General features: G+C 67.6%; 14 protein-coding genes. 7 read left to right on the top strand and 7 right to left on the bottom strand.

Going from position 1 to position 15171, the window contains the following annotated elements; genetic code table 11:
* Positions 1-7: 7 nt before the first annotated feature.
* From ALI144C_RS47050 to ALI144C_RS47035, 4 genes are read right to left on the bottom strand one after another with little or no spacing between them, the layout of a single operon-like run.
* On the bottom strand, positions 8-811 hold the full coding sequence (locus ALI144C_RS47050; RefSeq protein ID WP_076993824.1) for a carbohydrate ABC transporter permease: 804 nt from the start codon (positions 809-811) through the stop codon (positions 8-10).
* The gene (locus ALI144C_RS47045) at positions 811-1671 is read right to left on the bottom strand and encodes a carbohydrate ABC transporter permease (RefSeq protein ID WP_237774651.1); all 861 of its coding nucleotides are present in this window, start codon (positions 1669-1671) and stop codon (positions 811-813) included. Before ALI144C_RS47045 ends, ALI144C_RS47050 begins: the two co-directional genes overlap by 1 nt.
* Positions 1658-2974 (bottom strand): extracellular solute-binding protein, encoded by a 1317-nt coding sequence (locus tag ALI144C_RS47040; protein WP_143231309.1) that lies wholly within the window; start codon positions 2972-2974, stop codon positions 1658-1660. Before ALI144C_RS47040 ends, ALI144C_RS47045 begins: the two co-directional genes overlap by 14 nt.
* Positions 2971-4020, bottom strand: coding sequence for a carbohydrate kinase family protein (locus tag ALI144C_RS47035; RefSeq protein WP_076993821.1), 1050 nt, complete (start codon positions 4018-4020; stop codon positions 2971-2973). The genes ALI144C_RS47040 and ALI144C_RS47035 overlap by 4 nt, the downstream gene beginning before the upstream one ends.
* 90 nt (positions 4021-4110) lie before the next feature.
* On the opposite strand from ALI144C_RS47035, the gene ALI144C_RS47030 reads away from it, so the two are divergent.
* The 3 genes from ALI144C_RS47030 to ALI144C_RS47020 are packed head-to-tail and all read left to right on the top strand — an operon-like array spanning position 4111 to position 6686.
* Positions 4111-4863, top strand: a complete 753-nt coding sequence (locus ALI144C_RS47030) for a DeoR/GlpR family DNA-binding transcription regulator (protein ID WP_076993820.1) — start codon at positions 4111-4113, stop codon at positions 4861-4863.
* Positions 4860-6200 carry a 6-phospho-beta-glucosidase gene (locus ALI144C_RS47025; protein WP_076993819.1) on the top strand — a complete coding sequence of 447 codons (1341 nt, stop codon included), beginning with the start codon at positions 4860-4862 and terminating at the stop codon, positions 6198-6200. The genes ALI144C_RS47030 and ALI144C_RS47025 overlap by 4 nt, the downstream gene beginning before the upstream one ends.
* Positions 6201-6251: 51 nt before the next feature.
* A complete protein-coding gene (locus tag ALI144C_RS47020; protein ID WP_083754018.1) occupies positions 6252-6686 on the top strand; it encodes a hypothetical protein in 435 nt (144 codons plus the stop codon).
* Between the two features lie 491 nt (positions 6687-7177).
* Here the strand turns inward: ALI144C_RS47020 and ALI144C_RS47015 are convergent, their stop codons facing one another.
* The gene (locus tag ALI144C_RS47015) at positions 7178-8086 is read right to left on the bottom strand and encodes a LysR family transcriptional regulator (RefSeq protein ID WP_076993818.1); all 909 of its coding nucleotides are present in this window, start codon (positions 8084-8086) and stop codon (positions 7178-7180) included.
* A 71-nt stretch (positions 8087-8157) separates the two neighbouring features.
* Between ALI144C_RS47015 and ALI144C_RS47010 the strand changes: the two genes are divergently transcribed.
* From ALI144C_RS47010 to ALI144C_RS47000, 3 genes are read left to right on the top strand one after another with little or no spacing between them, the layout of a single operon-like run.
* Entirely contained in the window at positions 8158-8859 is a 702-nt protein-coding gene (locus ALI144C_RS47010; protein ID WP_076993817.1) for a succinate dehydrogenase cytochrome b subunit, read from the top strand.
* A gap of 3 nt (positions 8860-8862) precedes the next feature.
* Positions 8863-10782: a fumarate reductase/succinate dehydrogenase flavoprotein subunit gene (locus ALI144C_RS47005; protein WP_076993816.1), complete on the top strand. Its 1920-nt coding sequence runs from the start codon at positions 8863-8865 to the stop codon at positions 10780-10782.
* Entirely contained in the window at positions 10779-11534 is a 756-nt protein-coding gene (locus ALI144C_RS47000; protein WP_076993815.1) for a succinate dehydrogenase/fumarate reductase iron-sulfur subunit, read from the top strand. Before ALI144C_RS47005 ends, ALI144C_RS47000 begins: the two co-directional genes overlap by 4 nt.
* Here the strand turns inward: ALI144C_RS47000 and ALI144C_RS46995 are convergent.
* A complete protein-coding gene (locus ALI144C_RS46995; protein WP_076993814.1) occupies positions 11524-12165 on the bottom strand; it encodes a TetR/AcrR family transcriptional regulator in 642 nt (213 codons plus the stop codon). The genes ALI144C_RS47000 and ALI144C_RS46995 overlap by 11 nt on opposite strands.
* A gap of 34 nt (positions 12166-12199) precedes the next feature.
* On the opposite strand from ALI144C_RS46995, the gene ALI144C_RS46990 reads away from it, so the two are divergent.
* Positions 12200-13447, top strand: a complete 1248-nt coding sequence (locus ALI144C_RS46990; RefSeq protein ID WP_076993813.1) for an MFS transporter — start codon at positions 12200-12202, stop codon at positions 13445-13447.
* On the opposite strand, the gene ALI144C_RS46985 is transcribed toward ALI144C_RS46990, so the two are convergent.
* Positions 13403-15154, bottom strand: coding sequence for an alpha/beta hydrolase (locus tag ALI144C_RS46985; RefSeq protein WP_083754017.1), 1752 nt, complete (start codon positions 15152-15154; stop codon positions 13403-13405). The genes ALI144C_RS46990 and ALI144C_RS46985 overlap by 45 nt on opposite strands.
* Between the last annotated feature and the right edge of the window lie 17 nt (positions 15155-15171).

Below are 15171 nucleotides of genomic sequence, written 5' to 3'. Positions count from 1 at the left end.
TCAGTCGCTAACCCTTGACCGCGCCATCGACCATGCCGCGGATGAAATGTCTTTGCAGGAACAGGTAAACCACCACGACGGGCAGTGCGACCAGCACCGACGCGGCCGCCAGCAGCGGCACGCTCGTGTCCGATCTGCCCGAGAAGAACTGCAGGCCGAGCGGGGCGGTGCGTAACGCCTCACCGGTGATCATCACCCTGGCCAGCAGGAACTCGTTCCACGTCCACATGAACACCAGGACGATCAACGTGACCAGCGCCGGACGACCCATGGGCACGAGCACGCGCCACAGCGTCTGCCAGTGCCCGGCGCCGTCCAGCCGGGCGGCCTCGACCACACTCCGCGAGGTGGACCGGAAGTACGTCCGCAGCCAGAACGCGCCGAACGCCACGGACTGCGCGACCTGCGGCAGGATCAGCGCGGCGTACGTGTCCGTCAGGCCCAGATCGCGCAGGTCGTAGTACAACGGGACGACCACGGCCTCACCCGGCACGGTCAACCCGAGCAGCAGCAAGTAGAACAACGCGTCCCTGCCGCGGAAACTCATCGTGCCGAAGGCATACGCGGCCAGGACGGACAGCACGACCGTGATCGCGACGACGCTGACACTGACGACCAGGCTGGAGAACAGGTAGCTGCCGAAGCGGGCCTCGGCCCACGCCTTGCCGAAGTTCTCCCAGTGGATCCCGCCGCGGCCGGCCACTTCGGAGCGCAGCGCGGTGACGACGATGGACAGCATGGGGTACAACGCGAAGACAGCGAAGACACCGAGAACGAGATAGGTACCGGCACGTTCGGCACGGGAGACCACTACACGCGCTCCCTTCCCGTGATCCGCGTGATCACGTACGTCACGAGGAACGCGAGCACCGTGATCACCACGCCGATCGCCGCCGCCGAGCCGACCTGCCCGGTGTGGAAGGCGCGCTGGTAGATCTCGTACGCGGGCACCGTGGTCGAGCCGCCCGGGCCGCCCAACGGGGTCATCATGTAGACCAGGTCGAACGTGCGCAAAGCGGCGATCACGGTCAGCGTCAGCGCCACCCCGATCTCCCCTCGCAGCGCGGGCAGGATCACCGAACGGAACTCGCCGGCCGGTCCGGCACCGTCCAGCCGGGCGGCGTCGAACAGGTCGGCCGAGACCTTTCCGATCCCACCGAGGAACAAAACCATTGCGAGCCCAGTCTGCACCCAGGTACCGACAATCCCGACAGCCAGCAGGGCCGTCGAGGAGTCGCCCAGCCACGCTTTTCCTTCTGTGCCAAGGAGAAAATTCAACGCACCATCCGGCGCGAAGATCCTTTGCCATGCCACCGCGACCACGACCATAGCGATCACCTGTGGCAGGAACAGGACGGTCCGGAAAAACGGCAACCCACGTATACGAACCCTATGGAGCGCCGTCGCAAGGACGAGTCCTATGCAGACGGGAAGAACCGAGAAGAACAGGATCAGCACACCGACGTGCCCGAACGCCGCCAACGCGCCTTCCTCGGCGAACATGTCACCGTAGTTGGAGAAACCCGTGAACGTCCCGAGCGACAGGCCGTCCCACTTGAACAGTGACAGCCATCCGCCGTGCAGCAACGGGAACAGCAGGAAAGCCGCGTAGACGAGCAGGGCGGGCAGGGCGTAGAGGTACCCCACCCGCCTCGGCTCACCGACCGCCACGGCTCGACTCCAGGTCCGCCTGGAGTTTGCCGAGGAACGCCTCCACATCCAGTTGCTTGGCCATCAACTGCTCGACGGAGTTGCTGACCACCTCGTACGCGTTGGGCGTCGCGTAGTCCAGGTACGGCACGAGTTTCCGCGACGCGGACGCTTCCTGCCACTTGTCGAGCACGTCCCGTTCCGGACCGGTGCCTGCCTGGTCACCCGCCTTGACGACCGGCAGGTTGCCGCTGGACGCGACCGTGCGCATCGCGTCAGGACTGGTGATGAAGTCGATGTACGCGGCCGCCGCGTCCGGGTTCTTCGACTTCGAACTGACCGCCCACGGCAGCCCGGTTCCACCGGTCACCGTGCCACCAGGCGGCAGGACGAACCCGACGTTGTCCGCCATGGCCGCCTTGAGCGCCGCCAGGCTCCACGTGCCGTTGACGTGGAAGACGCCTTCGCCCTTGCCGAACTTCTCGGTGGCGTCGTCGCCTTTCAGACCCGCGAAACCGGGAGTCAGGTAGCCCTTGTCGACCCAGTCGGCGACCTGCCGCGCGGCCTGCCGGTTCGGCTCGGTCTTCCAGTTCGCGTCGGCGCGACCGGTGGCCAGTTCGGTCTCGTCGGCCGGGTTGCCGAACCGGTGCATGGCCAAGGCGTACAGCAACGGGCCCGAGCTCTTCTCCAGGTTGCCCACCTGGATCGGCAGCTGGCCCGCCGTCTTGGCCTTCGCCAGCGCCGCGTCGAACTCGTCCCACGTCTTCGGCGGCTGCACGCCGAGCTGGCTCAACTTGGCCTTGTTGTACCAGATGCCGACCAGCTCACCGGTCTGCGGAACGCCGTACAGCTTGCCCTCGCCGAGCGAGTCGCCGCTGTCGGGGTAGCTGGCGAGCTTGCGGACGAACTCAGGGAACCGCTGGTTCCAGCCGTACGCCTCGGCGTACGGGTCCATCGGCCGCAGCAGGCCCGCCTTGACGAACGCGCCCATGTCCTGCTTGCCGTTGTTGACCTGGGCGACGTCCGGCGCGTCGTTGGCGGTCAGGCCGAGCTTGATCGTGCTGCGCAGGTCGTCGAAGGAGCGCCCGACCCGGTTGAGCCTGATGTTCGGGTACTTCGACTGGAACTGCGCGTTCAACGCCTTGATCTGGGCTTCCTGCGCCGGGCGCGTCTCCTGGTCCCAGATGGTCAGCGTCACGTCGCCGAGCGCGCCGACGTCCTTGCGCACCTGCCCGGCGGGCTGCTGCGCGGGTTTGTTGTCCGATCCGGGCGCGCACGCGGCGAGCAGCGCCGCGACGGCCACGATCACCGGCAGTTTCCTCAAGAGATCCCTCGCAATCCGATGGTCGCGCTCGCTCGGCGGACCTGGGTACCGGCGTGGCTGGGCAGCAGGTCGTTGAGGAACGTGTAGCCACGCAGCTCACGCTCGTCCCGGCGGCCGACCAGGCGCCACCATGCCGCGATGTCACCCCAGCCCGGCGCGGACTGCGAGCCGCCGAAGTGTTGCACGGACAAGGCCGCGCAGAGGTTGGCGAAATGCACCCGATCGGTCAACGGCCAACCCCCGAGCGTGCCGACCACGAACCCCGCACCGAACACGTCACCGGCGCCGGTGGGGTCGAGCGCGGCCACGTTCAGCCCGCCCACCTCGGTTTCCTCGCCGGTGTTCGCGTCGACCGCGTACGCGCCGTTGCCGCCTCTGGTGACCACCACGACCGGGACTATCTCCGCGAGCGCCCTCGCCGCGGCTTTCACGTCGTCGGACTTGGTGTAGCTGATCGCCTCGACGCTGTTGGGCAGGAACACGTCGTAGCCGTCGAGCAGCTGCCGCAGCATGGACGGCTCCCAGCGCTCGGTCGGGTCCCAGCCGACGTCGGCGAACAGCAGCGCGCCCTGTTGCTTCGACTTCTTCACCCACTGGTCGGAGTGCAGGTCCACGTGCACGAAACACGCCTTCGTCGCGGGCGGCGGGTCGAGCAGTTCGTCCGCGCCGACCGGCGAGGGATGACCGTGGGTGACCATCGCCCGGTCCCGGTCGATGGCCATGGAGACGGTCAACGGCGAGTGCCAGCCGTAGAACCGCCGTGAATACGTGAGGTCGACGCCCTCTTGTGAGGCGAGGACATCCCAGCAGAAGTCGCCGTACGCGTCCTCCCCGAACGCTGCGGCCAGTCCCGTCCGCAACTGCAGACGGCTCAACGCGACCGCCAGGTTGGCGATCCCGCCCGGGCTGGATCCCAGCCCGGTCGCCCACACCTCCGTACCCGGCTGGGGCAGGTGGTCGAGTCCGGTGAAGATGATGTCCAAGAACACCGTCCCCGACAGGAGAATGTCCAGCTCCGGGCCCCCAGCGGCCTGCTCGTCCGGCACCGCGCCCTCCTCGTTCGATCCGGTGAGTCTGCACCCATCTGCAAAGAAATGACAAGTTGTCTGACGCAAAATGACTGATATTGTTCAGTTGTGCTCCCGCAGCGGCGCCATGCCGAGATCCTGCGCTGTCTCACCCAGGAGGGGTCGGCGTCGGTGACGGCGCTGTGCTCACAACTGGCCACGAGCGCGGCCACCATCCGCCGTGACCTGATCTGCCTGGAGCGTGAAGGAGTCCTCACCAGGGTGCACGGCGGCGCGGTGCTGGCGCCGTCGCAGGAACGGCCGTTCGACCGCGTCGCCCGCGAGGACGGCGACGTGAAGGACGAGGTGGCCAGGGCAGCGGCAACGCTTGTGCGAGACGGGGAATCCGTCCTGCTGGACATCGGCACGACCACGCACCGGCTGGCCGCACACCTGCACGGCCGTGACATCACCGTGCTGACGAGCAATCTCGCCGTGTACGAGGAACTGGCGGACGACCAAGCGGTCGAACTGATCCTGCTCGGCGGGGTCGTGCGGCGCAATTACCGTTCCATGGTCGGGTTTCTGACCGAGGACGCGTTACGACAGGTCAGGGCGGACCGCGTGTTCCTTGGCGCGGCTGGCGTACGTGACGACGGGTCGGTCATGGACGACACGGTCGTGGAGGTCCCGTTGAAACGGGCCATGCTCGCCGCGGCCGACCAGGTGGTGCTGCTCGCCGACCGCGGCAAGTTCCCCGGCGGCGGACTGGCCCGGATCTGCGGGGCCGAGGAGATCGACGTGCTGGTGACCAACGCGGACACGGCCGGGGCAGGCCTGTCCGCCATGCGGGAGGCGGGTGTGGAGGTGCTCGACGGATGAAGCTGGTGATCCTCGGCGGTGGCGGGTTCCGCGTGCCGCTCGTGCACCAAAGCCTGCTGGCCGACCCGGACCGGCTGGTCGACGAGATCGTCCTGCAGGACGTGCTGGTGCAGCGGCTGACGGCGATCGGCGCGGTGCTCGACCAGCAGGCGCAGGGCGCGTCGTGGCGGCCGCGGATCCGGATGACGACGTCGCTGGAGGACGCGTTGTCCGGCGCGGACGTGGTGTTCTCGGCGATCAGGGTCGGCGGTCTCGGCGGACGCAGCCTGGATGAGCGGGTGCCGTTGAAGCACGGCCTGATCGGCCAGGAAACCGTTGGTCCAGGCGGGATCTGCTACGCGCTGCGGACCGTGCCGGTCGCGTTGGACATCGCACGGCAGGTGGAGCGGCACGCGCCGGACGCCTGGCTGATCAACTTCACCAACCCGGCCGGGATCGTCACCGAGGCGATGTCGGCGGTGCTGGGTGACCGGGTGATCGGTATCTGCGACTCGCCGGTCGGCCTGTGCCGCAGGGTGGCAGGCGCCCTCGGTGTGTCCGAACAGGACGCGACGTTCGACTACATCGGGCTCAACCACCTCGGCTGGCTGCGCCGGGTGCTGGTCGACGGCCGCGACCGGCTACCGGAGCTGTTCGACGACGAGACCGCGCTGACCTCGTTCGAAGAGGGCAAGCTGTTCGGCGCGCAGTGGTTGCGGACGTTGCGTTCAGTGCCGAACGAGTACCTGCACTACTACTACTTCGCCCGGGAGACGCTCGAACAGTTGCGCGCGCAGGAAACCACGCGCGGCGAGTTCCTCTCCGACCAACAGAAGTCGTTCTACGAACGGATCGGCAACGATCCGCGGGCGGCGTTGCGAACCTGGATGGAAACCCGGTCGGAACGGGAGAACACGTATCTGGCCGAAGGCAGGGCGATCGCCGGGATGGCGGAACGCGCCGCGTGCGACATGGACGGCGGCGGCTACGAGCAGGTGGCGCTGAGGCTGATGAACTCGATCACGCGCAACCGCCCGGACCAGCTGATCCTGAACGTACGCAACCGCGGAGTCGTTGCCGGACTGGACAACTCCGTGGTGGAGGTGCCGTGTTTCGTGGACGGCAACGGACCGCGGCCGGTCGCGACCGGGCCCGTCGACCCGCACAGCCTGGGCCTGATGCTCCAGGTGAAGGCGTGCGAGCAGGCAGTGATCCGTGCGGCGAAGACCGGCAGCCGCGCGGACGCCCTGCTGGCGATGTCGACGCACCCGCTCGTGGACTCGGTGGCCGCCGCGGCGGCGACGCTCGACGGCTACGTGGCCGCGTTCCCCGAGCTCAGCGCGTTTCGGGCACCTTGAACTGCCCGAAGGTGCATTGGCGCCCCGGCGGCAGCGTGAGAGCCTGCTGGGGTGCCGAGCGACTTCATCATCAAGACGGGGGACATGATCAAGATCACGATCCCGCCGCCGGTGATCGTGCCGGCCATCCAGGCCCCGGTGCCGCTCCGGGGATCGAGCACGAACGTGCAGGTCAACAACCAGTTCGTCTGCCTGCAGGGTGACGAGCTGCCGCAGGTGCTGCGTGGCCCGTTGCCTTACACCGCACCACCTTTCGTCACGCCCGGGACCGGGACGTTGACGCTCACGCTGGCCCCGTCGAACCTGACGATCCAGTCGCAGAACGGGCCCAAGGTGCTGATCAAGGGAATGACTTTCACGGCGACCTTCACCGTGCAGGCTCCGGCCATGCAGCCGACTCCGGGCGGTCCCGTTCCGGATCCTGTCGCGGTGAAACCGGGAACAGCGCAGTTCATCACCACCAACACGACCGTGTACAGCGGGTAACTGCTTTCCCTTTGCCATGAGACCCTTGAGCAGTGACTGGGCCAAGGGAACACCGACCTCCACCGTTCCATCAAAGGGCGAGACAGCGGCTGACTCATTGGCTCGACGAGCAACTTCCCGACGACCTCGAAGCAGTGCACTACGACATCATCGTGTCACCCGGCCCTCCACCAGTCGAACGAACACCGAATCTGGTCATCGCCAGGTCAAGTGCGTTCGTGGCAGAACCACCGCAGATCTCCGCCACCGATGTCCTGTGCGCGGTGGAGAGATCATGTCGAGCCGATTCGACCGGCTGGTGAATCACGTCGAGTACGCCGAGGCTGGGATTCCCGCCTACTGGCAGATCGATCTCGACGATGCGGTCTCGTTGACACCGCATTCACTCCGGAATGGCCATTACCACCGGGGCGTCGAGATCACCGGCATGTTCAGCACCAACTTCCCCGCTCCGGTCACGTTCCACCTCGACGACCTCACGTCTCGACGAGTCACAAGGTCTCCAGGTATGCCATCAACACATCGCTGAACGCCCGAGCCGCGTTCGTCGGTGGCACGTCTGTCCGCTGAGCCAAAGCAACAGTGCGACTCAGCCCGGGCGGCGCGATAGGAATGCCCCGCAATGCGGGCCGGTTGGCCAGGACCATGCTGGGCACGATGGCAATCCCCAAACCGGCTTCCACGAACCGAAGCACGGCATCCATCTCCCCGCCCTCGACGGACATACGCGGCTCATATCCGACGCCACGGCACGCCTGGATAGTCGTCTCACGCAAGTCATAGCCCTGGCGGAACATCACCATCGAGCGGTCGCGCAGATCGATCAGCCGAATAGTCGGACGGTTGACCAGAGCAGGCAGGCGCGCCGCTGAAGCCACAAGCAGGTCCTCACGCAGAACCACCCGCGTGGTCAAAGCCGGGTCCGGCCCTTCCGGCGGGACGATGATCAACGCCAGGTCCAGATCCCCGCGCAGCAAGGACCGGGACAAGTCCCGCGAGCCGCCTTCCTCCACCAACAGCCGGATGCCCGGGTAGGCGTGGTGGAACCGGCTCAACACGTCAGCGAAGACCGAAGCGCACAGGCTGGGAGTGGCGCCGACGCGCAGCCGCCCGCGACGGAGGCCGACCAGCTCGGCCACCTCGTGACGCGCTGTGTCCACGTCGGCCAGGATGCGGCGGGCGATCGGCAGCAGTGCCTCGCCTGCCGGGGTCAGCGTGACGTTGCCGCGCACCCGGCTGAACAGGGGCGTGCCGAGCTCGGTTTCCAGGCTTTGCACCTGCTTGGACAGTGAGGGTTGCGCCACACCTGCCTGCTCCGCGGCCCTGGTGAAGTGCTTGGTGTCGGCCACCGCCAGGAAGTACCTGAGCTGCTGCAAGGTGAGCCGGTCAACCTTCTCCATAGGCCGAGGCTATCAAATCGAGGGTTTCGATATATTGGACGACTCGGTCCCGACCATGCTTACTGAGTGCTGTGACAGTGCTCGATGCGGCCCGGCGCACCACCCCGGGGCGAATCTGGTCGTCCACCATCGGCAAGAAAGCCGTGATGGGCGTCACCGGGCTGCTCATGCTGATCTATGTGATCGTGCACATGGCGTCCAACCTCAAGATCTTCTTCGGGCGCGAGAACATCGACGGCTACGCCTCGTGGCTGCGCCACCTCCTCGACGGGCTGCTGGGTTACGAGGGCTTCGTCTGGGTGGCCCGGATCGGTCTTGTCGCCTGCGTCGTGCTGCACATGACGGCCGCCATCCAACTGGCGCGACGGGCGCGGAAGGCGCGGCCCAAGGCATACCAGCACCGCGCCAAGGTCCAGGGCAGCTACGCCGCGCGCACGATGCGTTGGGGCGGCGTGATTCTGGCGTTGTTCATCGTTTACCACATCCTCGACCTGACCGCGGGTGTGCTGAACCCGAACGGCGTGCACCTCGCGGTGTACGACAACGTGGTCGCTGATTTCCAGCGCTGGTACGTGGTCCTGTTCTACGCCGCGGCCGTCATCGCACTGGGTTTCCACATCCGGCACGGGCTGTGGAGCGGGTTGCAGAGCCTCGGGGCGTCCACCGCCGCGCGGCAACGGGCCATCCAGAGCTTCGCGTTCGCGGTCGCCTTCCTGATCACCGTGGGATTCCTGGCCGTGCCGTTCGCCGTACTGACCGGATTGGTGGGATAGCCGATGTACACCGAAGGGGCACCGATCGTCGACGGCAAGAGGCCCGACGGTCCGTTGGACGAGCGGTGGGAGAAGCGGCGGTTCTCCGCGCGGCTGGTCAACCCGGCGAACAAGCGCAAGATGACCGTGATCGTGGTCGGCACCGGGCTCGCGGGCGGATCCGCCGCGGCGACGCTGGCGGAACTCGGCTACAACGTCCTGTCGTTCTGCTACCAGGACAGCCCGCGCCGGGCGCACAGCATCGCCGCGCAGGGTGGCATCAACGCGGCCAAGAACTACCGCAACGACGGCGACAGCGTCTTCCGGTTGTTCTACGACACGATCAAAGGCGGCGACTTCCGCGCCCGCGAGTCCAACGTGCACCGGCTGGCCGAGGTCAGCGTCGAGATCATCGACCAGTGCGTGGCGCAGGGCGTGCCGTTCGCCCGTGAGTACGGCGGCCTGCTGGACACGCGTTCTTTCGGCGGGGCACAGGTTTCCCGCACGTTCTACGCCCGAGGCCAGACCGGGCAGCAACTCCTGCTCGGCGCGTACCAGGCGTTGGCCAGGCAGATCAACGCCGGACGCGTCAAGATGCACCCGCGCACCGAGATGCTCGACCTGATCGTCGATGACGGCAGGGCACGCGGGATCGTGGCCCGTGACCTGGTCACCGGCGACATCGAGACGTACACCGCGGACGCCGTCGTGCTGGCGACCGGTGGCTACGGCAACACCTTCTACCTGTCCACCAATGCCAAGGGCAGCAACGCCACGGCGATCTGGCGTGCGCACAAGCGGGGCGCGTTGTTCGCCAACCCGTGCTACACCCAGATCCACCCGACGTGCATTCCCGTCAGCGGCGCGCACCAGTCGAAGCTGACGCTGATGAGCGAGTCGCTGCGCAACGACGGCCGCGTGTGGGTTCCCAAGGCGCCCAAGGACAACCGCGCGCCGCACATGATCCCCGAGGACGAGCGGGACTACTACCTGGAGCGGATGTACCCGAGCTTCGGCAACCTCGTCCCGCGTGACATCGCCTCGCGTGCCGCCAAGAACATCTGCGACACCGGGCACGGCGTCGGACCGGGCGGTCTCGGCGTGTACCTGGACTTCTCGGACGCGATCGAGCGGCTCGGCCGGGACGCGGTCGAGGCGAAGTACGGCAACTTGTTCGAGATGTACGCCCAGATCACCGGCGAGAACCCGTACAAGGTGCCGATGCGGATCTACCCGGCCGTGCACTACACGATGGGCGGCCTGTGGGTCGACTACGACCTGCAGAGCACGATCCCGGGCCTGTTCGTCATCGGTGAGGCCAACTTCTCCGACCACGGCGCCAACCGGCTCGGCGCGTCCGCGCTGATGCAGGGTCTGGCCGACGGGTACTTCATCCTGCCGAACACCATCGGCGACTACCTGGCCGACGGCCCGTTCCCGCCGGTCTCGCAGCAGGCGATCACGTCGGTCGAGCAGGAGGTCGTCGACCGGGTCGTGCGGATCCTCGCGGTGGACGGCGACCGTTCGCCGGACGACATCCACCGCGAACTGGGCCAGCTGATGTGGGACTACTGCGGGATGGAGCGCTCCGAGGAGGGCCTGCGCAAGGCGCTGGAGGCGATTCCCGCGCTGCGCAAGGAGTTCTGGCAGCGGGTGCGGGTGCTCGGCACCGGCGACGGGCTCAACCAGTCGCTGGAGAAGGCGGGCAGGGTCGCGGACTTCATCGACCTGGCCGAACTGATGGTGATCGACGCGTTGCACCGCACGGAGTCCTGCGGCGGGCACTTCCGCGCCGAGAGCCAGACCGAGGACGGCGAAGCACTGCGGGACGACGAGAACTTCAGCTACGTCGCCGCGTGGGAGTACGGGCCGCAGCAGCCCGTGTTGCACCGCGAGGAGTTGCTGTTCGAGAACGTCACGCCGAGTCAGCGGAGTTACAAATGAAGTTCACCCTGCGCGTCTGGCGCCAGGACAACCAGTTCGACAAGGGCAGGCTGGTGATGTACGTCGTCGACGACATCTCGCCGGACATGTCCTTCCTCGAGATGCTCGACGTGCTCAACGAACGGCTGATCAAGGACGGCGAGGAGCCGATCGCGTTCGACCACGACTGCCGCGAGGGCATCTGCGGCATGTGCGGCCTGATGATCAACGGCAACGCGCACGGCCCGAACAAGCTGACCACCACGTGTCAGCTGCACATGCGCAGCTTCAGCGAGAACGAGGCCATCACGATCGAACCGTGGCGCGCCAAGCCGTTCCCGGTGATCAAGGACCTGGTGGTGGACCGGTCGTCGTTCGACCGGATCATCGAGTCCGGTGGTTACATCAGCGCACCGACCGGCAGCGCGCCGGACGCCCACGCGGTGCCTGTCTCCAAGGCGGACGCCGACAACGCGTTCGAGGCGGCGGCGTGCATCGGTTGCGGCGCTTGTGTCGCCGCGTGTCCCAACGGTTCAGGCATGCTGTTCACCGCGGCGAAGACGACACACCTCGGCCTGCTGCCGCAGGGACAGCCCGAGCGGCTCACCCGCGCGCTCGACATGGTGGAGACGCACGACGACCTGGGCTTCGGCGGGTGCACCAACTCCGGTGAGTGCACAGCGGTGTGCCCGAAGGGGATTCCGCTGGAGGCGATCGGACGGCTCAACCGGGACGTGCTCAAAGCGGCGACGAAGCTACCGGCTAGGCACTGAGCAGCCCGTTCACCAACGCCCGCAGGCCGGCCTCGTACGTGTCCCGCATGGACAGTTCGGGCCAGCGCTCGGCGACCGCGTAGACGGTCGGCCGGTGCGTCTGCTTGCGCAGCACGGCATCGCGGTAGTTCGGCTGCCCTTCCGCACGCCTGCGGGCGCCCCGCGCCTTGATCATGATCTCGCCGGCCGTGTAGTACCAGACGGTCCGGTACACGTAAACGGCCTCCTCCAGCGTTTGTCCGCTGTCGACGGCCGCGGCCATGATCTCCTCGGTCACCCACAGCGCCGATTCGCCGACCAGGTCGTCCGCGGTGAGCACTTCGGTGATCCACGGCCACGCCGCCAACGCGTCGTGCATGGCCAGCGCCGTCAGCACGATGCGTTCGCGCGGGTCGTCGGGTAGTTCCGGGCGCTTGATCTCGTCGGCGTAGTAGTCGAGCAGTTGGATCAGCAGGTCCTCTTTGTCGCGCACGTGGTGGTACAGCGTGGTCGCCGCGACACCGACCTCCGCCGCGAGCTTGCGCATGGTCAGGTTCTCCCAGCCGTCCCGGTCGATCAGCGCACGCGTGGCGGCCAGGATCGCGTCCCGGTTGACTCGTGGTGGGCGACCAGTTCTCGGCACGGGGTTCATCCTTGCACCTTGACAGCCCTGCTACTTTTCGAACATGTTCGAAAAGTCATCGAGCGGGCCGGTGTTCCTGGTCTGCCTGGCCGTGTTCGGCCTGATGGCGGGACAGCAGATGGTCGGTCCGATCCTGCCGCCGCTCGCCCGCGAGCTCGGGCTGAGCGAGCTGCACCTGGGGGTCATGATGACCGTCGCCGCCGTCGGTGCGGTCGTGGCGAGTCCGTTGTGGGGACGGCGCGGCGCGGCGTGGGGGCACCGGGCGGTCCTGCTCACGTCGCTCGTCGGCGCCACCGCCGGCCTGCTCGGGTTCGCGGTGATCGCCCAGGCCGGGCTGGCCGGGACGCTCGCCGTGCCGCTGCTGTTCGCGCTGATCCTGCTCACCCGCAGCGTGGTCTTCGGCATCTCGTGGGCCGCGACGCCGGTCACCGCACAGTCCTATGTGGCCGACATGACCACAGGCGAGGCCGCGCGGGTGCGTGGCATGTCCATGATCGGAGCCGCGCAGGGCCTGGGCATGGCACTCGGGCCCGGCGTGGGTGGCCTGCTGGTGTTCGGCGGCTTGCTGCTCCCGCTCTACGTCGCCCCAGCGCTGATCGCCGTGATCGCCTTGCTGGTGTGGCGCAACCTGCCCAAGCCCGACAAGCACCGCGAGGTCGTGGTCTCGGCCAAGGTCCGGCCGTTCGACTCGCGGATCTGGCCGTTCCTGCTCGCCGGGTTCGGCATGTTCATGACCTACGGGATCGTCCTGCTGACGGTCGGCTTCCTGTTGCAGGACCGGCTTGGGCTGACCGCACAGCAGACCGGGCTGGCGACCGGCCTCGTCACACTCGCCTGCGCCGGGTTGATGATGCTCGTCCAGGCGATCGTGGTGCCGCGCGTCGGCTGGGGCCCCGCCCGGCTGATCAGGGTCGGCGCCAGCGTGATGGCCGTCGGTACGGCGATCATGGTGTTCGCCTCGACCGCTGTCGTCGTGGCCGTCGCGCTGGCGATCCTCGGTGCCGGGATGGGGTTCTGCATGCCCGGTTTCATGTCCGGCCCGACCCTGCTCGTCAGCCGGGAGGAACAGGGCGCCGTCGCCGGGTTGACCGGTTCCAGCAACGCGCTGACGTTCGTCTTCGGCCCCCTTGTGGGCACGGCGTTGTACGAGATCGCCCCGGCCGCGCCCTACCTGCTGGGCACTGCGCTGCTGATCGGGTTGATCGTGTTCGTCTTCGCCCACCCGGGCATCCGGCAGCGGGCTCCGCTAGCCGACGTACAGCAACCGGTCGAAGTCCCTGCCGTCGACTGAGCCCGTGACCCGCGTGACCTCCTTGGCCTCGAACGGTTTCCACGTCATCCGCACGAGCTTGCCGTTCGCGGTCAGCTCGGCGGTCGCCTGGTCACCGGTCAGCTGAATCCCACCGGACACGACCGTGTCGGCGGTGTACCGAACCTGGTCGAGCACGGCCTTCGACGACTCGAAGACCACCCTCCCACCACGAAGACCGGGCAGTTCGGTCCGGCGGGCGACACCGACGGAGTTCGGGATCCGCGAGGTCAGCGAGTCCATCGCGGTCCGGAACACGGTCGTCACGAGGTCGTGGCTCGTCACGGGAAAACGCCCGACAGCGCGGAAGTTCTCGCCGCTGCACGACGGCACCGGCCGACCGGTGATGAAGTTCCGGACGCCCTCGGCGGCACACGACGAGTACGTGGAACCCGGCCGCAGCACCGAAACAGCGTGCCCAGCGAACGGAACGTTCACCACGCGGCCACGCGGGAACTGACGGGCGAGCGTGACAGCGTTGGCACCGGCGTCGGAGTCGAACGACCCGGCGATGACCAGGACAGGGACGTCCGGGTACGCCCCGGCGACCGGTGGCGCGTGCCGTGGCGTCGGCCAGCCAAGGCACCAGTCCGCCCACACCCCGTACCCGCGAGTGGCTTCCACCGCGGCGACGGGGTGTTCCGGGTGTTGAGCCCGGTACTCCGACAACTGGGCCCGCCGCGTCTCGATGGGCGCCGAACGCGCGTACGGCCACGCGAAGTCGTTGCACACGTAGGCGAGGGCGGCCGCACCACCCGTCCGGAAACCCTGGTTCGGGTCGGACGGTGTGCCTGGCGGCGGGCCTGTCAGCGACACGAGCCGCCGCAGCGGCGCCTTGTCCCCGTCCAGGTAGGCCTGCATCGCGGCGTTCGTGTCCCGAGCGACGAACGGATCCAACGCCCGGACGACCTCGGTCAACGCGCCCAGTGGGATGTCGGGGTCCCGCCGGTTCATGGCGACCACCTCGGCCAGCCGGTCGGCCGTGTCACCCGGCAAAGCCCGGCATGACAGGGAACGCCGGCACGCGTCGTCGATCGCCCGCTGGTTGGCGTCAAGATCCCCCTGCCAGGTGTTGCCTCCCGCGTACCCCGTTGCCCGGTCGGGAAAGACCGTGGGGCTGTCGACAACCGCGGATCTGACGTGCCGGGGGAACCGGCTCATGTACGCGGGCGCTTCCACGCTGCCGTACGAATTGCCATACAGGACAACGTTTCGTGCGTCCAACGCCGCCCGTACCGCTTCGATGTCGGCGACTCGCTGGTCGGCGGTGAAGAACTGTGCCCGATCACCGGACAACGCGGCGCAGTCGCGAACACTGGCGGCGTCACGGATGTCCGCCTGCGGGCACTGCCAGCTCGGGAAACCACGTCGCTCCACCATGAGGAAGTCGTAGTCGGTGAGCAACGGGCGGACGGTGTCCGCGAAGGCGTTGAACTGCCCCATGACCGCGGCCGGTCCGCCGGGCAACGCGATGATCGTGCCCGCCGACGGCCGGTCGCGGTCGCTGTGCGGCAACCAGGAGAAGGGAACAGAGATCTTTTCGGATCCCGGCTCCGCGTGGTTCAGCGGAACCACGAGCACACCGTCACACCGTGTCGTCGCGGCGGCGCAGGGATGACGGGTCTCACTCGCCGCCGCCGGTACCGCGACAGCCCCCAGGAGCACGAGAATCGTCGTAATCCATCGCATGAACCCAGCGTGGCGTG

This window comes from Actinosynnema sp. ALI-1.44 (genome assembly GCF_001984155.1).
Taxonomy (GTDB): domain Bacteria; phylum Actinomycetota; class Actinomycetes; order Mycobacteriales; family Pseudonocardiaceae; genus Kibdelosporangium.
The sequence above is the reverse complement of the archived record's forward strand: the minus strand, read 5'-3'. Positions and strand labels throughout refer to the sequence as shown.